The organism is Janthinobacterium kochi (assembly GCF_051380715.1).
In the GTDB taxonomy this organism is placed as follows: Bacteria; Pseudomonadota; Gammaproteobacteria; order Burkholderiales; family Burkholderiaceae_D; genus Janthinobacterium.
In genome coordinates, this window is record NZ_JBNYXO010000001.1 from 579,765 (window position 1) to 600,701 (window position 20,937).

Sequence of the window (20,937 nt, forward strand, 5' to 3'; positions counted from 1 at the left end):
CTTGATCATGCTGCACCGTCGATCAGCAGCGCGATACGTCGCGCAGCAAACGGTCGTATTCCGTCTTCGCCACCTTGTAGCACTCGCCCGCATAGCATTCCAGGCCGGCGCGGTCCAGCACCGTGATATTGCCGCGGCGATAGTGGATCAAGCCTTCATCCTGCAGCTTGCCGGCGGCGGCCGTGATGCTTTCGCGGCGCACGCCCAGCATGATGGAAATGAGCTCTTGCGTCACTTTCAATTCGTTCGATGGCGAACGGTCCAGGCGGTCCAGCAGCCAGCGGCACAGCTTTTGCTCGATCGAGCTATGGCGGCCACCCACGGCGTTCTGCGCCATTTGCGCAAACAGGGCGTTGGTGTAGCGCATCAGCAGCTGGGGCAGGGCGCCGCCTTGATTGAAGGCATCGCGCAGGCTTTGCGTTTTCAGGCGGTAGCCGTAGCCAGCGCTTTGCACGACGGCCGTGCACATGGCGCGTTCGCCCGCCAGCAGCGAGGCGCCGGCCACGCCTTCATGGCCGACGACGGCGATTTCCGTGGTGGCGCCATCTTCCATCACATACAGCAGCGAAATGATGGCGGTGGTGGGGAAGTAGCTGTATTCCAGGCTGTTACCGTAGGCGTACAATTCCTTGCCGAAAGGCAGTTCCACCAGTTCCAGGTCTTCGAACAGCGATTCGAGTGCGGCGCGCGGCAGGGCGGCCAGCAATTCATTCTGTTGGGCACTGCTGAGGCTAACCCGCGACGCAAGCTTGATTTCCCGTCCGACCGCCGGCATGGCGCGCGGCAGCAACTGGTTCTTCTGGACCGGGGTGATAAGTTGAGTATGGTTCATAGTATTCCTCACAGGCTTTTTACATCGGAGTGCGACTGCCGCGTTGCTGGTCAAAAAAGTTGCCGTAGCCAAGTGGTAACAGCATTTTTGTCGACCGCGCGGTGCAGATCGCGATGTAGCTACTTTAAAAGCTTATGTAAGTGGCGAACATAAGATTAGCAGTCGCCACTTTGTAGTCTCTTTTGAGGCGGAATTGTAGTCCTTGTCCTACGTGCACACTTTAGCCTAGCTAGCCTTGCGCCGTTCTGCGCGATTTTGTGATATGACGCGCGGTTTATTGGCGCTCCACAGGCCGGCCGGACGCACGCTGGGCAAGCCATCGCGCACGCTCGCAGCGCTCGCCTGGCGCGCGCCAGGCAGTTCGTGTTCGCCCAGGCGGAAGCGGCTGACGGCCTGCGTCAGCGCCTCGCCTTCCTGGTGCAGGCGCTGGGAACCGGCGCGCGCCTCATCGACCAGGCCCGCATTCTGGCGCGTCATGTCGTCGATTTGCGCCAGCGCCTGGTTGATGCGGGCGATCTCGCCATTCTGCTCGGCGCCGGCGCTGCTGATGCGCCCGATCACCACGGCCACTTGCTGTACCGCATCGACGACTTGCCGCATGGTGTTGCCGGCGGCATTGACGAGGTCGCCACCGGCATCCACGGTGGCCACGGAATCGCCGATCAGCCGCTTGATTTCCAGCGCCGCCTCGTTCGAGCGCTGCGCCAGGCTGCGCACCTCGGACGCGACGACGGCAAAGCCGCGCCCCTGCTCGCCCGCACGGGCCGCTTCCACGGCCGCGTTCAAGGCCAGGATATTCGTCTGGAAGGCGATGCCGTTGATGACGCCGATGATGTCGACGATCTTGTGCGAGCTGGCCTTGATCGAGGCCATGGTCTCGACCACGGCGCCCACCGTCTGGCCGCCGCGCAGGGCCACGTCGGCCGCCGTCGCCACCAGAGTGCGCCCCTGTCCTACATGGGCTTCATTGCGGCCCACGGTGGCCGTCAGCTCGCGCATCGAGTCCACGGTGGCACCCAGCGCGTCCGCTTGCGTGGCCGTGTGGCCGGACAGGGCGGCGTTGCCCTGCGCGATATCGGCGCCAGCCGCCGCGATGACGGCCGCGCCGCCGCGGATTTCCTGCACCAGGGTGGCCAGGCCATGTGTCATGGCGCCGAAGTCGCGTACCAGGTCGCCGATTTCGTCGTGCGCCTGCGAGGTGATGCGTTGCGACAGGTCGCCCGCCGCCGCCGCGCCGACGGCCACGCGCAATTGCGTCACGTCGCGCGCGAAGGCGGCATAGAAGCCCGCGCATAGGTAGGCGGCGGCCAGCAGCACCAGCAACATGGCCGCCAGGATCAGGCCACGGCGCGCCTCGTCGCGGGCGATGCGCTGCGCCAACAGGCTGTCCAGGGCGGTGGCCGCGGTGCCGGAGAGCGCGTGCAGTGCGTCGATGGCTTGCATGCCGGCTGCGTGGAATTGCGCGCCCGAGGTCTGGTCGTAGGAATTTGTCACTTCATTTTTCGTGCGTTCGAGGAAGGCCAGCGCGGTTGGCACGGCTTTCAGGGCCGGCTGCAGGCTGGCGCGCAGTTCCGGCTTGGCGGCGATGATTTCGTCGAAGCGGGCCGGCAGGCGTTCCAGTTCGTGGCGCGCGATCAGGGCGTTGGCGTTGACGAGCTGATCTTCATTTGCTTCGAACAGGCCCGTGTCGATGTAGGCGGCGCCGCGCCCGGCGATGTCCGACAGGCTCTCGGCCAGGTCGGGCAGGGTGGCCGTGAAGACGGCGCTCAGGTGGTTGGCGCCCGCGTCCGGGTCCAGGCTCAGGTGCGAACGGTCGGCCACCAGTTGGCCCAGTTTGGCCGCCTGACGCAGCAGCGCCGTGTGCGCCGCGTAGCTGTCGCGCGCAGCGAGGCCCGCCTGGCGGCCCAGCAGAGTTTGCCACTGCTTCGTCAGCTCGGCCGCCTGGGGCAGGCCGGCGCCTGCCGGCAAGCGCGCCAGGGCCGCCAGCGTGGCCGTGATGCGCGCATTCAGGGCGGTGTTGTCCATGCCCGCCTTGCCGCTCAGGCGCAAGTGCTCGAGGCCGCGCCGCTGCTGCAGCAGCCGCGTGCCTTCCTGCAACTGGCGCACATACGCCACGCCCCGCTGCGCATCCTGCGCCTGGGCCAGCGACTTGCCCAGCTCCGAGATCAGCAGGGTCGTCGCCAGCGCCAGCGGCAGCAAGAAGACCAGGCAGACAAGCATGAATTTGGGCAGCAGGCGCAAGCGCTGCATGAGTCGTATGGCAGGGGTGAGGAGCATTTTCATCGGGTTTCCAGGGTAGGGTGACAACATTTCTGCAGTGCAATGTTGCCTGCGGATTGTGACCCCTTGATGAAGTGGGCGATTTGGCTTTCCGCCAGAGTGAAGCAGTTCACACGGAAGTGCGATCCTTCTGTAAAATCGAGGGTTTTTTGCGAGGGCCATATTATGGTCACCAATATGGCCAACGAGAACGACATCACTACCCCCGATTCCAGCGACAATGCGGACAACGCCGCGGCGTCAGCCAGCAGCAAGGCGCCTGCCGTGATCGCGCGCGAAGTGCAGCGCCGCCGCACCTTCGGCATCATTTCCCACCCGGATGCGGGTAAGACCACCCTGACGGAAAAACTGCTGCTGTTCTCGGGCGCGATCCAGATGGCCGGTACCGTCAAGGCGCGTAAATCGGGCCGCCATGCGACGTCGGACTGGATGGAGATCGAGAAGCAGCGCGGCATTTCCGTCGCCTCCTCGGTGATGCAGTTCGAATTTCGCGGCCACGTCGTCAACCTGCTCGACACCCCGGGCCACCAGGACTTCTCGGAAGATACCTACCGTGTGCTGACGGCAGTCGACTCGGCGCTGATGGTGATCGATGCGGCCAAGGGCGTGGAAGCGCAGACGATCAAGCTGCTGGCTGTCTGCCGCATGCGCAATACGCCCATCGTCACCTTCATGAACAAGATGGACCGCGAGACGCGCGATCCGCTGGACCTGCTCGACGAACTCGAATCGGTGCTGAAGATCCAGTGCGCGCCCGTCACCTGGCCTATCGGCATGGGCAAGAACTTCCGCGGCGTGTACCACCTGCTGAACGACGAGATCATGCTGTTCAAGGCCGGTGAAGAGAAGGCCGACGGCGCCTTCGAAATCATCAAGGGCATCGACAACCCGCGCCTGCAAGAGATGTTCCCGCTGGAGATGGATCAGCTGCGCATGGAAGTGGAACTGGTGCATGGCGCATCGAACCCGTTCAACCTGGATGAATTCCTCTCCGGCGTGCAGACGCCCGTGTTCTTCGGTTCGGCCATCAACAACTTCGGCGTGCGCGAGATTCTCTCTGCGCTGGTCGACTGGGCGCCGGCGCCGCGCGAGCGCGACGCCACCGTGCGGTCGGTGGCGCCGTCCGAGCAGCCGTTTACGGGCTTCGTCTTCAAGATCCAGGCGAATATGGACCCGGCCCACCGCGACCGCATCGCCTTCTTGCGCGTGTGCTCGGGACGTTTCGAGCGCGGCATGAAGGTCAAGCACTTGCGCCTGGGGCGCGAGATCAAGGTGTCGAACGTGGTGACCTTCATGGCATCGTCGCGCGAACAGGTGGAAGAGGCGTACGCGGGCGACATCATCGGCTTGCCGAACCACGGCAACATGCAGATCGGCGACAGTTTTTCCGAAGGCGAGATGCTGACCTTTACGGGTATTCCGTACTTTGCGCCAGACTTCTTCCGCTCCGTGCGCATCCGTAATCCCTTGAAAATCAAGCAGTTGCACAAGGGCCTGCAACAGCTGGGCGAAGAGGGCGCGGTACAGGTCTTCAAGCCGGTGCAGGGCGGCGAACTGGTACTGGGCGCCGTCGGCGTGCTGCAGTTTGAAGTGGTGGCCAGCCGTTTGCTCAACGAGTATGGCGTGGACGCCGTGTTCGAGGGCACCAGCATCAGCAGCGCGCGCTGGGTCAGCTGCGACGACAAGCGCGTGCTGCAGGATTTCGAAAACGCGCTGGGTCACAACGTGGCCTACGATGCGGCCGGCAACATGGCTTACCTGGCCACGTCGGGCGTGAACCTGCGTTTGACCGAAGAGCGCTGGCCGAAGCTGACGTTCCATGCGACGCGCGAACACTCGGCCAAGCTGGCTTGATGTGAGTGGTGTCGGGTTACGCGCTGCGCGCTAATCCGACACCATCGTTGGCGCAATTCAAGCTGGCATGACGGTGCGCGTACTCCAGTCGCGCCGCTCCAGCAGCAATGCCGTCAGCTGCGCCGCCGTCATCGGGCGCGCGAAGAAAAAGCCCTGCACGTTGTCGCAGCCGGCCTTTCTTAAAAACTCCACCTGTTGCAGCGTTTCCACGCCTTCGGCCACCACTTTCAGATGCAGGCTGTGCGCCATGGCGATGATGGCTGTGACGATGGCTTCGCCTTCTCCGGGCAGGTCGTGCACGAAGCTGCGGTCGATCTTCAGTTGGTCGATGGGCAGGCGCTTCAGGTAGGACATCGAGGAATAGCCAGTGCCGAAATCGTCGATCGACAGGTGGATGCCCGTTTCCTGCAGGCGCCGCATCAATTCGACGTTGGCGTGGACATTGTCCATCAATACCCCTTCCGTGATTTCCAGCTCCAGCAAGCCATGCGGCAGTTGCGTTTCGTGCAGGATGGCGCGGATATCGTCCATCAATCCCGGATCGCGTGCCTGGCAGGCCGACAGGTTGACGGCCACATGTTCGAGCGAATCGAGCAGGCCGGCCTTGCACCAGGTAGCCGCCTGGCGGCAGGCGCTTTGCAGCACCCAGCGTCCCAGGTCGACGATGATGCCGCTTTCCTCGGCCACGGGAATGAATTCGCTGGGGCTGAGCTGCCCCATCTCGCGGCAATGCCAGCGTATCAGCGCTTCCACGCCGACGATACGCCCGCTGCGCAAGTCGATTTGCGGCTGGTAGTGCAGATACAGTTCCTCGTTTTGCAGGGCGCGGCGCAGGTTCGCTTCCATGCGCAGGCGGCGCTGGGCGCGCAATTCCATTTCGGCCTTGAACACGGCGTAGCGGTTCTTGCCCTGGTGCTTGGCGTGGTACATGGCCGTATCGGCATTGCGCGTCAGGGTGGCCACGTCCTGCGCATCGAACGGATACAGGCTCACCCCGATGCTGGCGCTGACATACAACTGGTGGCCTTCCAGCGCGAACGGCGCGGCCAGCACGGCAAGGATCTTGCGCGCCACGCTGGCCATTTCCGAGGCGTCGTCGGCCGGTTCGACGATGACGACGAATTCGTCGCCGCCGATGCGGCAGATGATGTCGGTGCCGCGCAGGATCGCCACCAGGCGCTCGGCAACAAGTTTCAGCAACTGGTCGCCGCAGTGGTGGCCCAGCGTATCGTTGACCACCTTGAAGTTGTCCAGGTCCAGCAGCAGCAGTCCCACGCTGCTGTCCTGGCGGTCGGCGCGCGCCAGCGCGTAGGCCAGGGCACCGTTGAATTCATGGCGGTTCGGCAGTTGCGTGACAGGGTCGACGTGGGCCAGGTAGTGCAAATGGCTTTCCGCATGCTGGGCGGCCGCGCGCGTGCGGCGCACCATCAGAAATGTCAGGCCGAATGCACACAGGCAGACCAGCAGGGTGAAGGTGGAAAATTGCGCCAGGCTGCCCAACAGCGGCGCCAGGCTGGCACGCAGATACAGTGCGCCGCCGCCGGGCAAGGTCTGGAGGATGGCGGCGCTGCCGTCCAGGTAATCGATTTGCTGACCGTTGCGCGGCGTCGTGGGCGCGGCATCGCTGCCGCTGCGCGCGTAGCGGGCGAATGGCGTGCCATACGGACTGTAGAGCAGCGCTTGGCGGATATGTGGCGCGGCGGCGAGCGGAGCGAGAACCTGTTGCGCCGCCAGGCGATCGTCCTGGCGCATGGCCTGGGCGGCGGCAGGCGCGAGCATGTCGGCCTGGATGTGCAGGTTGCGCTGGAAAGATGCCTGGAGGGAAAACAACTGGAAGAGGATCAGCAGCAGGCTGGCCGTGGCCAGCATGGCCGCTGCGGCCAGCAGGTTCAGCCTGGCTATACGGTCACCGCGCAACTGCACCGAGGGCAGCATCAATGGCACCATCATGACGCCTGCTCCTGCCGGCCCCGTTTGCCGCCGCCCCGTGTGATCCCGCCTCGCCCTGCCATACTTGTCGTTCCAGTCTGATGAAAACCGAAGTGAGCCGGAACTCTCAACGTGTTGTTAAGGCCGACATATTGTCATTTTGCGGCGTGAAAGTACAGGGCGCGCGGCAATTTAGTGGCCATGCCGCAGGCCGATGGCCGCATGCAAGGCGACAAGTTAGGCGGAAAAGGCGGTGCGTGTTTTTCTAATAATAATGCAATCTGAATTTTAATCCTTTTTTTGTCGGCGGGTTTTTCCCCTAAAAACATGCCGCCGGTAAACAAAATGCTATCAGGAATAACTTGATTGCCTCCAGCCGTCCCGGTACGAAATAACTTTTTGTCTGTATGTGCCATTGCAAGTCATTGATTTTAATAAATTTTAATGAAGAATGCGAGAACGCTATGGCCTTGCTCCGCGAGTTCGTCCATAATCCGCAGATGATGGACGTTCTGATGCTGTTTGTTTTGTCTGCCGCGGCCAAGTAAACTGCCGCCAGCAAAACCGGACGTCGCCCTAATGATCAATAGTGAGGATATCTTGGAAAAAAAACCAAAAATTATTTTGTCGTCACAAGACCTGGAACGACTGGAAGCGTTGTTGTATGCCTTGGGAAATAACTTGTCGCCGGACAAGGCCGCCTTGCTCGATGAGCTGGGCCGTGCCGAAGTGCTCGAGCCGCAAGAAATACCGCCCACCGTCGTGACGATGAATTCCACCGTGCGCTTCACGGTGGAAAGCAAGGAGGAATTCTGCCTGACGCTCGTGTATCCGAAGGATGTGGAGGGCCAGAGTGACCGCATATCCGTGCTGGCGCCCGTCGGCAGCGCGCTGCTGGGCCTGTCCGTGGGCGACAGCATCGCCTGGCCCATGCCGGGCGGCGTGGTGAAGGTGAAGATCGAGGAAATCGTTTATCAGCCTGAACGGGCTGGCGAATACCACCGCTAAGCGCGGCAAGCAGTGATGGCGGACGGCGCCTGCCGTTCGCCTGCCAGACCGTGTGTCCAGTAATCAACTATTGCGTTGCACGCGGACCACCAGCCATCCCGCCACGACGGTAAACGTGACGATGATGGCAACGATGATCCAGAAGCCCTGCGGGTGCTGGGCTAGCGGAATTCCCCCCACATTCATGCCCAGCATGCCGGCGATGATATTGATCGGCAAGGCCAGCACGGTGACGATGGTCAGCACGAACAGGCTGCGGCTGTTTTCTTCGTTGACGCGGGCGGCAATCTCTTCTTGCAGCAGCTTGATGCGTTCCTGCAAAGACGACATATCGCTGAGCACCACCGAAAATTCCTCCGTCGATTGACGCAATTCCAGGCTGTCCAGTTCCGACACCCACGCAGGCGGGCGTTGCAGCAGGCGGAACAGGGCGGCAGGTTCCGGTGCCAGCAGGCGCTGCAGCCGCACCAGCACGCGCCGCATGGCGCCCAGGTCTTCGCGTTTCGGCACCAGGCGCCCGGCCAGCAAGTGGTCTTCGATATCGTCGACCCGCGCCACGGCATCGCGCACGATGTTGACCAGCACGTCGGCCTGGTCGCGCAGCAGATGGATCAGCAGCTCCACCGACGAGCGGATCGGCTCGTGGTTCTTGATGACGGCCTGGCGCAAGCGCTCGATCGACTGCAGCGGCGCGCGGCGCGCCGTGATGACGAGGTTTTGCGCCACGCTGGCCCACATGGTGGAAATGTCGGACGCCTCGAACGAGAAATTGTGCACCACATCGTTGACCACGGCGATCAGGGTGTTTTCCGCCTGTTCGATGCGCGTGGAACGGGAACCCTGGTGCAGGGTTTCATAGAATTCATCGGCCAGCTGCGTATGCGTCATCAGCCATTTTTCGCTGGCCGCATGCGACAAATTGAAATGCAGCCAGACGAATTCTTGCGCCGGACGGGCTGCGCCATCGGCCAGCCAGGCCAGGGCCGCCATCGAATCGAGCGCCAGCGGCTGCGCCGCGCGGCCAAACAGGAAGCCCCAGACCAGGCCTGAGGTATCCGAGCCGTAGGTGAAACCGGCAGTTTCCATCGCCATCGTGAATCTTTCTCGCGCAGTATGATTGATCGTCGCGCGATTTTAATACACAGATATGTCCGGAAAATGACAAGGCCACCGCGATGGGTGGCCTTGGTGGGGACTACAGCCGCGTGTTAGCTGCGACGGGGGTTGTCTGGACGGTGATCGTCGCGGTTCGGTATGCCATCGCCGTCGCGGTCGTGGCGGTTGCCATTGTCGCGGTCATAGCGGTTGGGGATGCCGTCGCGGTCGCGGTCGCCGTTCGGGCCACGCGGCGACCAGCGGCCTTGCTCCATCTGCCAGCGGCCATCGCGCTGGTTCCAGGCGGGCGGCGCATACACATAGCCGGGGCGTTCGGCGATCCACACGCCGGGGGTCCAGGCGTAGCGCTGGCTGCGCCATTCCCAGTGGCCGGGCGCCCAAGTGTAGCCATGGCGCGCGCGCGGGATGGCTTCGCGGCGTGGCGGTGGCGGGGCGATGCGGATGTCGTCATAGCGCACGGGCTGCACTTGCGCGGCGACCCAGCCGCCACGGTCCAGGCGCCAGCGCTTGTTCTCTTGTATCCAGGCGGCGCGGCGGTACTGGTTGCCACCGCGTTCGCGCAGCCATTCGCCGCTGGTCCAGACATGGCGCTGGCCATCCCAGTTCCAGTAGCCGGGTGCCCAGACATAGCCGGCGCGCGGCGCGGGCGCGCTTTCAAAGCGTGGCGGAGGCGGGGCGTTGCCGACGACAATGCTCACGCCGAGCTGATTCTGTGCCATGGCCTGCACAGGCAGGAAGGCCGCGGTGCTGATGGCCAGCATGGCTGCTGCGTAGAGTGTGATGGGTTTCATGGTGTGCTCCATTTCGGTGATTGCGTGAAATGGACTATAGGCGCTTGCTGGCGGTTTTTCGCCTTTGATTCAACTTATTACAATTGACACAATGCTGTGTGTCCGTGTATCCGTGGCGGATACAAATGGCGGCCTGGCGCGGCAGCTAGCCGTGGGGCGCCAGGCGGCGTGGCATCAGCATGGGGGGCTCACAAGGTGCTGGCGGTGGCATTGCCCAGCAAGGCTTGCCGCTCCTCCATCAGCGAGATTTTCTTTTCCTGTTCCGTCATGCGCTTGGCGCTGACCACCACGACGGGGATGGCGCTCGCCTGCGCCACATCGGCGGTCCTGGCGGCCGATGGCTGCATGAAGCTGACATAGCTGGCGCCGCAGGCGATGGCGACGGCGACGGTGAAGATGGCTTCCATGTTTTTTAAGGTTTTCATGATGGTTCCTTTCTGGGGGGCGGGTGGGTATGCATGCACTGTAGCCAGGCGCACGCTGTTGCGCCATGCAGATGCGACCAGCCGTGGTTTTGGCGGGATGGCCTGCAAAAAAACGGCGCTGAAATGCCTGCGCACGGAGCTGGCGGGCGACCGCTTGAATTGAGGCCTAATTCGCCCTGTATCCCTGCATATGAATGCAATTGCTCTATGGCATTATTTGACACTGCACAGTGTTGTGCGCCTGTTGTGAGCCGTGTCGTGCACGCGTGGCGCGCGGCAGGTGCTGCGCCAACTGTCCTGCTAGAATCGGCATGGCAGCCGTGTTTCGCACACTTGCGCACACAATTATTCTCATCAGGAGTCACACATGTTCCAATTGTTTGGTTTTGGCGGCGCCCGCTGCCCGCGCTGCGAGCACAAGAACGGCGCGGCCGCCGGTTATTGCGCGCAATGCGGCTTGTCGCTGGGCGCCCCCGACAGCGACGCGGTGCTGCATGCCAATCAATGGCATCTTGCTGACGGGCAACTAGCCCTGTTCTTCGGCGTGCGCGAACTGTCTTCGCTGTTCGGCAGCGCGGCGCGCCGCCTGCAGGTGCCCGCCGAGTCGCGCGCCTGGATCGTGCAATCGGACGCTTTCACCCTGATACCGGCCGGCGACTACGACAGCGCCGCCTTCTTTGCGCGCCTGCCGGCCCTGTTGCCGGCGCGCCCGGCCGAAGTGCTGATCGCGCGCGCCGATGCCGTCAGCCTGGAATTCGACTTGCCCGGCCTGGCCAGCACCGAGCTGCTGGGCATTGCCGCATCCCTGCGCGTGGATATCGCGCTGGGCCAGCCCGATGCATTTGCGCGCCAGTTCATGCGCGCGCCGGGCGCCGTCACGCGCGCCCACCTGCACGCCTTGCTGCTGCCGTCCGTGCGCCAGATTGCGCTGGAATTCATCGGCAGCCGCGCGCTGCGCGAGATGGACGCGAATGCCGACTTGCGGCCCGAATTGAACGAACGCCTGCAATCGTCCTTGACGCAGCGTCTGGCGCCCAGCGGCCTGGCCGTGGCGCGCGTGGAAACCCTCAGCCTGCGGCACGACAAGCGCGATGGCAGCGGCGACGCAGCCATCGGCACGCTGTGGCTGGGCGGCTTGCCGGCGCAGGAATTGGAACAGCACAGCCTGGAACGCATGAAGCAGCTCGACCAGCTGTATGACGAGGAAGAGTGGCAGCGCATCCGCCGCGAAGAACTGGCGGCGCGCCATGCGCACCGGCGCGCCGAGCTGCAGCAGGATGCGACGGTGGAAAAAGCGGAGCTGGGCCACCAGGAAGCGGAGCGCCTGCAAGCGCTGCGCGGGCGCCAGATCGACCTGTATGGGCGCATCCTGGAAGCCAAATCGCGGCGCCAGGCGCTCGACCATGGCGCCGCGCTGGCGCTGGGCGAGCTGGAACAGGAACTGGCGCAAAAGGGCGTGCAGCGCGCCGATGAATCGGCCAACTGGGAACACGTGCGGGCGCTGGCCGCCATCAAGATGCGCAGCGAGCTGGAACTGTCGCAGCTGCATGGGCGCGAACAGATCCAGCTGGCGCAGCAGCGCTTTACCCATCAAGTCCATTTGCAGTCCATCGCGCAGCAGATTGAAAGCGCGCTGCTGATCGATGACGAGACCGGGCGCCGCACCCAGCTGGCGCGCCTGCGCCAGGCGGAAGCGGATGCGGCCCAGCGCGAGGCGCAGCTGGAGGCGGAGCAGCACCAGGCGGCCTGGCAGGGCCTGATGCTGGCGAATGCGGCGCGCAAGCGCGAAGCGGAGCGGGTGCAGGAGTGGGAAGACCAGATGCAGCTGGCGCGCCAGCGCGAACTGCTGCGCGCCGAGGCGCACAAGGATGAAGCGGCCCAGGTGCAGGCGGCGGAGACCGCGGAAAAAGTGGCGGCGCTGCGACGCGGCGGCGCGCGCGAGGACGCCATCGCGCAGCAGGAAAAGCTGCTGCGCACCATCGAGGCCGATGGCGTGCACGCGCGCCAGCTGCAGCAGCAAACGCAACTGGCGCAGCTCGACGCGCTGGCCATCGAGGAACAGCGCCAGCAACTGCGCCAGCTGGAACAGGAAGCGCAATGGCAGCGCGACTTGCTGGCCATGGCGCAGCAGCGCGAAAGCGATTACGCGCGCTGGAAGGGCGAATACGAAGCCCTGCTGGCGCAGCAGGCGCATGCGGCCGAACTGGCGCGCATCGACATCGACCGCATCGAGAAAATCGGCTCCCTGAGCGACACGGGCAAGGTGGCCATGGCGGCCGGGCAGAACGCGGCCGCGCTGGCGCAAGTGCTGAAAGTGCAGCTACAGGCGGGCATGAGCGCCGAACAGATCCACGCGCTGGCGGCGCTGGCTGCCGCCGAGAACAGTGTTTCCCCCGCCGATGCGCTGCGCATGGCGCAGGACAGCGTGGCCCAGGAGCGCAGCTACCTGGAAGGCCAGGCGGAGCGCGAACGGCGCCAGCAGCTGGACCTGATCAACCTGCAGAATGCGGCGCACAGCCATGGCCTGTCGGCGCAGGCGCAGCTGGGCGTAGCCGTGGCGCAGGCGCTGCACCCTGGCGCGGCTTCTGCCGCTGCAGCGCCGGCCCGCTGCAAGAACGGCCATGCGCAGCGCGCAGGCCATCCGGAAGATAAATTCTGCGCCGCCTGTGGCGTCGCCCTGCAGCCTTGATGGAAGCGTTTCACCCCAGATGATGCAAAAAGCACGAGACAAACTGCGAGAACTGCGCGCCCTGCACGACGACGGGCTGCTCAGCGAGCAGGACTTTGAACGCCGCAAGAACGCCATCCTCGACGCCGAATACGCGCCGCCGGGCGTCGCCCCTGTGGCCGCGCCGCTGCCCGTACGCCAGGGCACGGAACTGGGTTTCATGACAGGTCAGGAAATCGGCCCGCAAAACCGCCGTTACCGGCTCGAACGGCTGATCGGCACGGGCGGCATGGGGCAGGTGTGGCAAGCGACGGACCTGGCCACGCATGCGGAGCTGGGCAGCAGCGAAATGGTGGCGCTGAAGATTTTGCCGCCGCAGCTGACGCAGAGCGCCACGCATGCCAAGCTGCTGATCGAGGAAGCCACCCAGGCGCGCAAACTCGCGCATGAAAACATCGTGCGCGTCTACGAATGGGCGCAGGATCCTGCCACTGCCAGCTATTTCATCATCATGGAATGCCTCGATGGCGAAGACCTCGAGCACTATCTGGCGCGCGAGGGCGCGCTGCCGCTCTCCAGGGTGCAGCAATTGCTGCAGCCGGTGGCCGACGCCCTGTCGTATGCGTGGGAAAAGCACAAGCTGGTGCACCGCGATATCAAGCCGGGCAATGTCTTCCTGACGGCGAAAGGCGACGTCAAATTGCTCGACTACGGCATTGCTACACGCGTGCGCAATGCGGACAGCAGCCTGGCGCTGGACATGCCGAACGCCGGCACCCACGGTTATCGGGCGCCCGAGGCAGGCGCCAACCAGCGCCAGCCCAGCCCTCGCCTGGACGTGTATGCGGTGGCGGTGATGATTTACCAGATGCTCGAAGGGCGCATGCCCTTCGACGATGCGCGCAGCGCCAGTCATCTGCCTTCGCCACCGCAGGCGCTCAATGCAGCGCAGTGGCAGGTGTTGCAGAACGGCTTTTCGCTGACGGCGGAACTGCGCCCGCAATCGGTGCAAGCCTTGCTGGAAGGGCTGGAGCGCGCTGCCGGGCCGTCGCCCGAAGAATTGGCGGAACAGGCGCGCCAGCAGCAGGCACGCGCGGCGCAGCAGGCGCAGCAACAACGGCAGGCGGCGCTGGCCGCCGAACAGGCCCGCGAGGAAGAGATCAAGCGGGCCCGGATACGCCAGGAAGAACTGGACCAGCGGCGCAAGGCGGAAATCCAGGCGGCTGCGCTGGAAAAGCAGCGGCAGGACAAACTGCGCCGGGAGCAGGAGGCGCAGCGCCATTTCGAAGCGGAAGAGGCGCGCAAGCTGCGCAAGGAAGCGCTGCGCGGCCAGTTGCGCGCGCGCCGCGAAGCCGATGCCGCCACCGCCTTGCAGGAGCATCAGGAATTGCAGCGCAAGGCCATCGTCGCCAAGGCGGAGGCGGCCTACCGCGCCGAGCAGGAACGCGCGCGTCGCGCAGAGGCCAGCCGCGCCGCCGCGTCGGTTCCTGCGCCGGCATCCGCGCCGGCGCCAGAACCGGAATCGCAACCCGAACATGTGCAACCGGTGGCCAATGCCGAAGGCATCTTGCGCGATGATTTTCTCGATGGCTCGGGGCAGGGGCCGGAACTGGTGCTCATTCCCAGTGGCCGCTTCCAGATGGGTGCGCACGAAACGGAACACAAGGCCGCCATCCAGGCCGGCTCGCAACAGGCCTGGCTGGAGCGCGAGACGCCGCAGCACTGGGTCGGCATCTCGCGCCCGTTCGCGCTGGCGCGCCATCCCGTCAGCGTGGGTGACTGGCGCGCTTTCGTGAACGCGACGCAGTGGGCGGGTGGTTCCGAAACGGACTGGGACAATCCCGGTTTCGTGCAGAACGACCAGCACCCGGTGGTCGGCGTGAGCTGGAATGACGCGCAGCTGTACCTGGCGTGGCTGAGCGAACGCACCGGACGGCAGTACCGCCTGCCCAGCGAAGCCGAGTGGGAATACGCTTGCCGCGCCGGTACGCGCACGGCCTTCAACGTGGGCGACACGATCAGCACCGAGCAAGCCAACTACGACGGCCTGTATGTCTACAACGGCGGCCCGCGGGGTGTGTACCGGGGCGGCACCAGTCCGCTGGGCAGCTTCGCACCGAATCCCTGGGGCCTGTTCGACATGCATGGCAATGTGTGGGAATGGGTGCAGGACGTGGTGCACGACAATTACGAAGGCGCACCCGTCGATGGCAGCGCATGGGAAGAGGGCAGCGACAGCAGCCGGCGCATCCTGCGCGGCGGCTCCTGGCTGTACCACCCGCGCTACCTGCGCTCGGCCCTGCGCAACGGTTTTTCCACCGTGCTGTCGAACGATATCGTCGGTTTCAGGGTGGCGCGCACGCTCGATTAATTCATTGTTATATCGGTCATATTGACGGATACTTCATGCACCTTCACCATGCTGGAGTATTCGTGTTCAAACGCCGCCTGCTGTCCATCGTGTTCGCCTGCCTGCCCATCGCCGCCGTGGCCGGTGATTTGCCTTCTTACCCCTTCATCCATGCGACGGGGACAGCGTACAGTTTTGTCACGCCGGACCTCGGCGAGATCGATTTCGACGTCAGCGTCTTCGATCCCTCGCCGGACGTGGCCACCGCGCAAGTCCAGACGCGCATCACGGAAATCAAGGCGCTGCTGGTAGAGCAGGGCTTGCCCGAGGCGGCGGACGGCATCGAGGTGCGCGACGTGCGCAAGGAAATCCGCAAGGGCGCCGAGCAAGACCCGGCCAATCCGCAGTACCTGATCAAGGCGAGCGTGCATATCAATGTGACGGACCTGTCGAAATGGCCCGCCGTCATGCGTCCGCTGCTGGCCATGCCCAACCTCGACGCGTTTGCCGTCACCTTCGGCGCCACCGAGCGTATCCGCCTGGAAGAAGAACTGATGGGCGAAGCCGTCAAGGATGCGCAGCGCAAGGCCGATTCCATGGCGCGCGGCTTCGGCAAGCGCGCGGGCGCCGTGGCCGGTATCTCCTCGGACCAGCTGAAAAACCTGGGCAATGCGGTGGGCCTGGTGCCGTCCGACCGTTACCAGCGCGCGAATAGCCGCCAACGCCAGAATCCCGACGACATGCTGATGGTCACCAGCCTGAAGATGGCGCAGACGGTGGACGCCGTGTTCCGTATCAAATAGTCTGGCGCCCGGGGAGCGGGCTGCGCAAAGCGGGCAAACGGTGTAAATTGTGGCTTTCCAAACGCAGCAAGGAACGCCATGACCATCAAAGCCATCCGCGACCAGTCGCAACCCATGCGTCACATCGTGCACGTGCGCGATCACATCATTTCCGCCGACGCCTCGGTGGAGGAGGGCGGCGGCGACGCCGGCCCCTCGCCGCACGACCTGTATGACGCGGCCCTGTCGGCCTGCAAGGCGCTCACGGTGGTCTGGTACGCCAAACACAAGGGCATCCCCCTGGAACATGTGGAAGTGTCGACCGAGCGCGATGCCAGCGAAGAGCGCAAGGGCGTGTACCGCCTGGCCACCACCCTGCACCTGACCGGTGACTTGAGCGACGCGCAGCGCCAGGAATTGCTGGCCGCGGCCGGCAAATGCCCGCTGCATAAATTGATGACGGCGGTGACCACCGAAGTGACGACGGTGCTGGCATGAGCGCGGCCATCCTGAAAAGCCATGAAAAGGACCTTGGAGGCGGCTTCGTCGTGCGGCGTTTGCTGCCATCCGCCGTTAAGCAGGCCGTCGGTCCCTTCATTTTCTTTGACCATTTCGGCCCCATCGACGTGGCGCCCGACGCCAACCACGACGTGCGCCCCCATCCGCATATCGGCCTGGCCACTGTCACCTATCTGTTCGAGGGCGCCATCGACCACCGCGACAGCATCGGCTCGTACCAGCGCATCGAACCGGGGGCCATCAACTGGATGACGGCCGGGCGCGGCATCGTGCATTCGGAACGTACGCCACACGACCTGGCCGGCCAGCCGCACCGCACGCACGGCTTGCAGCTGTGGGCCGCACTGCCGAAGGCGCATGAAGAAGACGAGCCGAGTTTTACGCATACGCCGCAGGCCGACATTCCCGTGGTGGCGCTCGATGGCGCCGTGGTGAAAGTGTTGATCGGCACGGCCTTTGGGCAGACCTCACCCGTGCGCACCTACATGCAAACCGTGTACCTGGACGTGGCGCTGCAGGCGGGATGCGCGCTGCGCCTGGAAGGCTTGCCGGCGGAAGCGGCGATCTACCCGATCAGCGGCGAAGTGCTGCTCGATGGCGTGGCGCTGGCGCCGCATACCATGGCCTTGCTCGATGCGGGCGCCGTGCCAGCGGGCGCTGTACCTGTCGTCACCGCAGGCAGCGGTCCCGCGCAATTCGTCGTCATCGGCGGCGAGCCGCTGGACGGCCACCGCTTCCTGTTCTGGAATTTCATCTCGTCGAGCAAGGAGCGCTTGTCGCAGGCGGCCGACGACTGGAGCGCCCAGCGCATGGGGCAAGTGCCGGGTGAGACGGAATTCATCCCGTTGCCGAAGGCGCCCCTGCGCCCGGCGACCTGACAGCGTTTAGAAACGCGCGCGCAAGGTCAGTTGCACCTTGCGCGGCTCGCCATAGAAATTGCCCCACGCCGGCGCACCTCCCGTCTGGTAGTAGCGCTTGTCGAGCAAGTGCGTCACGGACAGCGCCGCCGTCCAGTTGCGGTCGATCTGGTAAGCGGTGCGCGCGCTCCACAGTGCCTACGCGCCTTGCGTCACGGTGATGTTCTGCGTGACGCGCGAGTTCTCCGTCTGGAAGTTCACGCCGCCGCCCACGCTCCACTTCTGCAGGGCGCCGGTAGCTGTGTTCGCGGAACCAGGCGTCGCTCGGTTCGGCCACCCCGTGATTGGGCTGCAGCGGCTTGTTCGCTTGCTGCAGCAGGGCCAGGCTGGCACGATTTCCACGTGATCCAGCATGGGCCGTATTGCTGGTAACGCTGTTCGCCTGCGGGTAGTACCTGGCGCGGTGACGCCATCGAACTGGTACGTTTCGACCATGAAGCCGCGCGAATACACATAGCGCCCGCCCATGGGGCTGTCGTACATGATGATGCCGGTGGTATTGGCCAGCACGGCGTCGATGGTGTTGAGGTTCTGGCCGTCCATTTTCTGGCGCGTGACGACGCTGACGGTGCTGCCATGGCCGTCGCAGCGTATGTCGGAGCGTGTGCCCAGCGCGCGGATCACGCCGTGCGGCGTGTCGACCAGGAAGGGGCGCGGATCGGGCGCCCTCGTGATCATGATTTCGCCATGGTGCAGGCGGCGTCAGCCGCCAAGGCGCCAGCGCTCCTGCCACTGTTGCAGATCCGCCCAGGCCGTCTGGAGTGCGCCGGTGGACCAGTGCAGCAGGCCCTCAAACGCCAGCACGGTGCGGCGCAGGTGGATGCCATCGAAAAACACGTGGTCGGCCACGACGGTGGCGGCCAGCCAGGCGGCGAGGATGACGATGATGTCGTGGCGGCCGCTTTTCCACCAGCGCAGCGAGTGGCGGCGGAAAATCCACGGCACGCCCAGCGGATTGGGCCAGTCGGCCAGCAAATGCATGATGCCGCCCGCCGCAAAGCCGAACAGGGGCGGCGCCCACAGGTGGTGCGGCAATTGCAGATACGTGTAGACGAGCAGGGCGATCCAGGCCAGGCCCCAGTGGGTCCACGTGCGGTGCGTGATCCACAGCCGGTGCGTGCGCGCCCACCAGGCCACTTCCAGCCAGTCCGGCGCCGTGCCGCCCAGCGCCCCCATGACAAAGGCGAGCATGCTCAGCACTTGATAGGGGCCACCGGCGCCAGCGTGTGCGACCAGCGCTGCGGCGATCACGCCGGCAGCCCAACCGGTCGCATGATGCGCTTTGTTGGAAGCCATAGAAAATGTAAAACGCCATGCGGGCGCTTTGTGAAATGCAAGGGATATTAACTGGATGAATATACAGTATCCAGGGGCGTGGAGGGGGGCTATTTGCAGAATATCTGGCGATAATTTGTTAAATTATGTGTCGCGATAGCCTTGCCAGCGAACTCGGCATGTCATGCTGGCTGGTCAAGTGTGTTGTGTGAATGGTAATGTAATTGGCGCAGGGGGCGCTATGCTGAAAGCAGTCGCATGATTTGAGGAGGTATTGCCATGAAAATCCCGCGCGAATTGCAGATTCCCGCCATCGTGTTTACGCTGGAAGCGGTGTTTATTCTGGGCCTGTCGATGATTTTTCTCGTACTGGTGCCACGCTAGCGGTCAGGTGGCAGGAGGTGTTGTCAGGCGGTTAGGGCGTTATCGCACAGCGCCGCGCCTTCGGTGCGGATGATCCAGCATTCCGGATACGCTTCGCTGGCGAAGCGATTGTGCCGCGCGAATCCGCTGAGCTTGTCGAGGGACGTGGCGGGCGCCAGCGGCGTCTCCTTGCCACTGGCGGTGTCCAGGTGCCAGAAGCCGCCATTGCGGTGGAAAAGTACGGGCAGGCAGCTGGCCTGCGGCGTGACAAGGTGGCTTGCCGGCGTGGGCTGGGTCTCGGGCAGCAGCAGGTAAAAGCATTCGGCACGGGCGCCGTGGTCGATGCGATGCAGGATCACGCCGTGCGCGAGCAGGGCCGTGACGCTGAGCACGACGATGCCCTTGATGCTGGCAGACAATTCGATGCGCATGCCCAGGCGCAGGGCGACGGGCTTGTGCTTGCCGGGCCAGACGCCGTCGAGCAGCACGCCATAGCGCGACACATCCTCGATTTCAAGGCCTTGCTGGCTGCGCCGGATGATGGCATGGCGGCCCGACAGGCGGCGCGTCAAGCCATTGTTGTCCTGGCCATCGGGACTGAAATGGCTGAGCAGCACATCGGCTTCCGGGTCCACCAGTTCGAAGCGGCCCAGCATGCATTCTTCCAGCGCGAACAGGCGGATCTGGCGTTGCTCGCCCGCTTCCGGCGCCGCATTGACGAGACAGGCAGCCTGGCTCGGGTGCGGATGGCAGTGGCTGGCGGCGGGCAGGTCGACTTCGATCAATTCCTCGTCCCAGGCGATGGTGGTGAAACCCATGTCGATCTTGCCTTGCGGCGCAGATAAATCCACGTGGGCAATGCCGGCATTGCGCGCCGTCACGTCGAGGTTGCAGCCGTCACCCCCCGTGACGCGGGCGATCGAGGCGTCGTCGGCCATCACGCGCACGTTCTTGTGCGTGCTGAGGAAGATCTGGTGGATTTCCGTCAGGGTAGCGTCGCGGCGCGGCACCAGGATGACGAAGGTGCACACCCATTTCTGCGCCACGGCACCATCGAGGTGGCTGTGGACTTCGACGTCGATCTGGTATTGCCCGTGTTCCTTGTTGCGCGAGGAGAACTCGACAAACACGGGCCGCCAGTCGCCGCGCGTGGTGCGCACGAAATCATGCTGGACGGCGCCGCGCGGTATCAGGTCCGAGCGCAGGCGCAAGGTCAGCTGCGGCGCGCAGGCGGCGCTCATGCCGCGCAATTCCATTTTCAATGTCTGGCGCCCGCCTGCCGCACGGGGATCGAAGCCGCTGATGTGCAGATGGGCTTGCACCGGCTGGTAGACGGGCGGCACCGTTGCCGGCGCAACGGGCGCTGGCGTGAATGCCGGGGCTGCGGCGGCCGGTGAGGAGCGGCTTACCGTTTGAATGGCCGCATCGCGAATCACAGCATCGCGAATATCAGAATCATGCGCAGGGGCGTGCGGAAGCGCCGTTGCCGATGGCTCGGAACGGGCGCTGCGCAGTGCGGTCAACAGGTCGTAGCTGCTGGGAGCAGTCGTCGCTTGCGGGTGGTTGCCCGCACAGACTGTATCCCCAGGCAAGACCCAGAACGTACAGTGCGGGTGCTCCGGGTTGCTGCATTTTTTCATGACATTCTGACTCGAATCGAGCGGGGACATTCTGCCCTCTGGTCTACATGAGAGCTTACGCGCTTTTGCGCCTGCTTGGCAACTTTCGCGGCCCCGGAATGCGCACTTTTTGCGCAAATTAATGTCCCTGGTCACACCTGATCATACATGCCATGGAAACTATTGCTCAAAAACACATTTTATATCTT

17 protein-coding genes are annotated in these 20,937 nt (G+C 64.2%); 7 read left to right on the forward strand and 10 right to left on the reverse strand.

Going from position 1 to position 20,937, the window contains the following annotated elements; genetic code table 11:
- Window positions 1-22: 22 nt before the first annotated feature.
- Window positions 23-832 (reverse strand): Crp/Fnr family transcriptional regulator, encoded by an 810-nt coding sequence (locus ACQ4WL_RS02785; RefSeq protein ID WP_436507918.1) that lies wholly within the window; start codon window positions 830-832, stop codon window positions 23-25.
- A 225-nt stretch (window positions 833-1,057) separates the two neighbouring features.
- Window positions 1,058-3,115, reverse strand: a complete 2,058-nt coding sequence (locus ACQ4WL_RS02790) for a methyl-accepting chemotaxis protein (protein ID WP_436507919.1) — start codon at window positions 3,113-3,115, stop codon at window positions 1,058-1,060.
- Window positions 3,116-3,277: 162 nt separating this feature from the next.
- Here ACQ4WL_RS02790 and ACQ4WL_RS02795 point away from each other — a divergent pair, with 162 nt between their 5' ends.
- Window positions 3,278-4,966 carry a peptide chain release factor 3 gene (locus ACQ4WL_RS02795; RefSeq protein WP_436507921.1) on the forward strand — a complete coding sequence of 563 codons (1,689 nt, stop codon included), beginning with the start codon at window positions 3,278-3,280 and terminating at the stop codon, window positions 4,964-4,966.
- Between the two features lie 57 nt (window positions 4,967-5,023).
- Here ACQ4WL_RS02795 and ACQ4WL_RS02800 read toward each other — a convergent pair whose 3' ends face one another.
- Together ACQ4WL_RS02800 and ACQ4WL_RS02805 are read right to left on the reverse strand one after the other, a co-directional pair.
- Window positions 5,024-6,916: a putative bifunctional diguanylate cyclase/phosphodiesterase gene (locus tag ACQ4WL_RS02800; RefSeq protein WP_436507922.1), complete on the reverse strand. Its 1,893-nt coding sequence runs from the start codon at window positions 6,914-6,916 to the stop codon at window positions 5,024-5,026.
- A 134-nt stretch (window positions 6,917-7,050) separates the two neighbouring features.
- Window positions 7,051-7,311 (reverse strand): hypothetical protein, encoded by a 261-nt coding sequence (locus ACQ4WL_RS02805; RefSeq protein ID WP_436507923.1) that lies wholly within the window; start codon window positions 7,309-7,311, stop codon window positions 7,051-7,053.
- Window positions 7,312-7,495: 184 nt separating this feature from the next.
- Here ACQ4WL_RS02805 and rnk point away from each other — a divergent pair, with 184 nt between their 5' ends.
- A complete protein-coding gene (gene rnk, locus ACQ4WL_RS02810) occupies window positions 7,496-7,903 on the forward strand; it encodes a nucleoside diphosphate kinase regulator (RefSeq protein ID WP_436507924.1) in 408 nt (135 codons plus the stop codon).
- A 63-nt stretch (window positions 7,904-7,966) separates the two neighbouring features.
- Here the strand turns inward: rnk and ACQ4WL_RS02815 are convergent, their stop codons facing one another.
- The 3 genes from ACQ4WL_RS02815 to ACQ4WL_RS02825 form a co-directional block, all read right to left on the reverse strand.
- Window positions 7,967-8,995: a transporter gene (locus ACQ4WL_RS02815; protein ID WP_436507925.1), complete on the reverse strand. Its 1,029-nt coding sequence runs from the start codon at window positions 8,993-8,995 to the stop codon at window positions 7,967-7,969.
- Window positions 8,996-9,111: 116 nt separating this feature from the next.
- Window positions 9,112-9,810, reverse strand: coding sequence for a YXWGXW repeat-containing protein (locus ACQ4WL_RS02820; protein ID WP_436507927.1), 699 nt, complete (start codon window positions 9,808-9,810; stop codon window positions 9,112-9,114).
- Between the two features lie 188 nt (window positions 9,811-9,998).
- On the reverse strand, window positions 9,999-10,235 hold the full coding sequence (locus ACQ4WL_RS02825; RefSeq protein ID WP_436507928.1) for a hypothetical protein: 237 nt from the start codon (window positions 10,233-10,235) through the stop codon (window positions 9,999-10,001).
- 367 nt (window positions 10,236-10,602) lie between these two features.
- Between ACQ4WL_RS02825 and ACQ4WL_RS02830 the strand changes: the two genes are divergently transcribed.
- The 5 genes from ACQ4WL_RS02830 (at window position 10,603) to ACQ4WL_RS02850 (ending at window position 17,432) form a co-directional block, all read left to right on the forward strand.
- Complete coding sequence (locus tag ACQ4WL_RS02830) at window positions 10,603-12,924, forward strand: coiled-coil domain-containing protein (RefSeq protein ID WP_436507930.1); 2,322 nt, start codon at window positions 10,603-10,605, stop codon at window positions 12,922-12,924.
- Between the two features lie 19 nt (window positions 12,925-12,943).
- Window positions 12,944-15,274: an SUMF1/EgtB/PvdO family nonheme iron enzyme gene (locus ACQ4WL_RS02835; protein ID WP_436507931.1), complete on the forward strand. Its 2,331-nt coding sequence runs from the start codon at window positions 12,944-12,946 to the stop codon at window positions 15,272-15,274.
- A 62-nt stretch (window positions 15,275-15,336) separates the two neighbouring features.
- On the forward strand, window positions 15,337-16,056 hold the full coding sequence (locus tag ACQ4WL_RS02840; RefSeq protein ID WP_436507932.1) for an SIMPL domain-containing protein: 720 nt from the start codon (window positions 15,337-15,339) through the stop codon (window positions 16,054-16,056).
- A 78-nt stretch (window positions 16,057-16,134) separates the two neighbouring features.
- Window positions 16,135-16,533, forward strand: a complete 399-nt coding sequence (locus ACQ4WL_RS02845) for an OsmC family protein (protein ID WP_436507934.1) — start codon at window positions 16,135-16,137, stop codon at window positions 16,531-16,533.
- A complete protein-coding gene (locus ACQ4WL_RS02850; protein ID WP_436507935.1) occupies window positions 16,530-17,432 on the forward strand; it encodes a pirin family protein in 903 nt (300 codons plus the stop codon). The genes ACQ4WL_RS02845 and ACQ4WL_RS02850 overlap by 4 nt, the downstream gene beginning before the upstream one ends.
- Window positions 17,433-17,609: 177 nt before the next feature.
- On the opposite strand, the gene ACQ4WL_RS02855 is transcribed toward ACQ4WL_RS02850, so the two are convergent.
- The 3 genes from ACQ4WL_RS02855 to ACQ4WL_RS02865 all read right to left on the reverse strand — a co-directional run bounded on the left by ACQ4WL_RS02855 (window position 17,610) and on the right by ACQ4WL_RS02865 (window position 20,749).
- Window positions 17,610-18,149 carry a TonB-dependent receptor plug domain-containing protein gene (locus ACQ4WL_RS02855; protein WP_436507937.1) on the reverse strand — a complete coding sequence of 180 codons (540 nt, stop codon included), beginning with the start codon at window positions 18,147-18,149 and terminating at the stop codon, window positions 17,610-17,612.
- Window positions 18,150-18,173: 24 nt separating this feature from the next.
- Window positions 18,174-18,767, reverse strand: coding sequence for a metal-dependent hydrolase (locus ACQ4WL_RS02860; RefSeq protein ID WP_436507939.1), 594 nt, complete (start codon window positions 18,765-18,767; stop codon window positions 18,174-18,176).
- A gap of 386 nt (window positions 18,768-19,153) precedes the next feature.
- Window positions 19,154-20,749 carry an FHA domain-containing protein gene (locus ACQ4WL_RS02865; RefSeq protein ID WP_436507941.1) on the reverse strand — a complete coding sequence of 532 codons (1,596 nt, stop codon included), beginning with the start codon at window positions 20,747-20,749 and terminating at the stop codon, window positions 19,154-19,156.
- Between the last annotated feature and the right edge of the window lie 188 nt (window positions 20,750-20,937).

Excerpts from the sequence above, each read along its gene's own strand:
- ACQ4WL_RS02785 (WP_436507918.1), bottom strand. The coding sequence starts at position 832 with ATGAACCATACTCAACTTATCACCCCGGTCCAGAAGAACCAGTTGCTG.
- ACQ4WL_RS02790 (WP_436507919.1), bottom strand. The coding sequence starts at position 3,115 with ATGAAAATGCTCCTCACCCCTGCCATACGACTCATGCAGCGCTTGCGC.
- ACQ4WL_RS02795 (WP_436507921.1), top strand. The coding sequence starts at position 3,278 with ATGGTCACCAATATGGCCAACGAGAACGACATCACTACCCCCGATTCC.
- ACQ4WL_RS02800 (WP_436507922.1), bottom strand. The coding sequence starts at position 6,916 with ATGATGGTGCCATTGATGCTGCCCTCGGTGCAGTTGCGCGGTGACCGT.
- ACQ4WL_RS02805 (WP_436507923.1), bottom strand. The coding sequence starts at position 7,311 with ATGGCACATACAGACAAAAAGTTATTTCGTACCGGGACGGCTGGAGGC.
- ACQ4WL_RS02815 (WP_436507925.1), bottom strand. The coding sequence starts at position 8,995 with ATGGCGATGGAAACTGCCGGTTTCACCTACGGCTCGGATACCTCAGGC.
- ACQ4WL_RS02820 (WP_436507927.1), bottom strand. The coding sequence starts at position 9,810 with ATGAAACCCATCACACTCTACGCAGCAGCCATGCTGGCCATCAGCACC.
- ACQ4WL_RS02825 (WP_436507928.1), bottom strand. The coding sequence starts at position 10,235 with ATGAAAACCTTAAAAAACATGGAAGCCATCTTCACCGTCGCCGTCGCC.
- ACQ4WL_RS02830 (WP_436507930.1), top strand. The coding sequence starts at position 10,603 with ATGTTCCAATTGTTTGGTTTTGGCGGCGCCCGCTGCCCGCGCTGCGAG.
- ACQ4WL_RS02835 (WP_436507931.1), top strand. The coding sequence starts at position 12,944 with ATGATGCAAAAAGCACGAGACAAACTGCGAGAACTGCGCGCCCTGCAC.
- ACQ4WL_RS02845 (WP_436507934.1), top strand. The coding sequence starts at position 16,135 with ATGACCATCAAAGCCATCCGCGACCAGTCGCAACCCATGCGTCACATC.
- ACQ4WL_RS02850 (WP_436507935.1), top strand. The coding sequence starts at position 16,530 with ATGAGCGCGGCCATCCTGAAAAGCCATGAAAAGGACCTTGGAGGCGGC.
- ACQ4WL_RS02855 (WP_436507937.1), bottom strand. The coding sequence starts at position 18,149 with ATGATCACGAGGGCGCCCGATCCGCGCCCCTTCCTGGTCGACACGCCG.
- ACQ4WL_RS02860 (WP_436507939.1), bottom strand. The coding sequence starts at position 18,767 with ATGGCTTCCAACAAAGCGCATCATGCGACCGGTTGGGCTGCCGGCGTG.
- ACQ4WL_RS02865 (WP_436507941.1), bottom strand. The coding sequence starts at position 20,749 with ATGAAAAAATGCAGCAACCCGGAGCACCCGCACTGTACGTTCTGGGTC.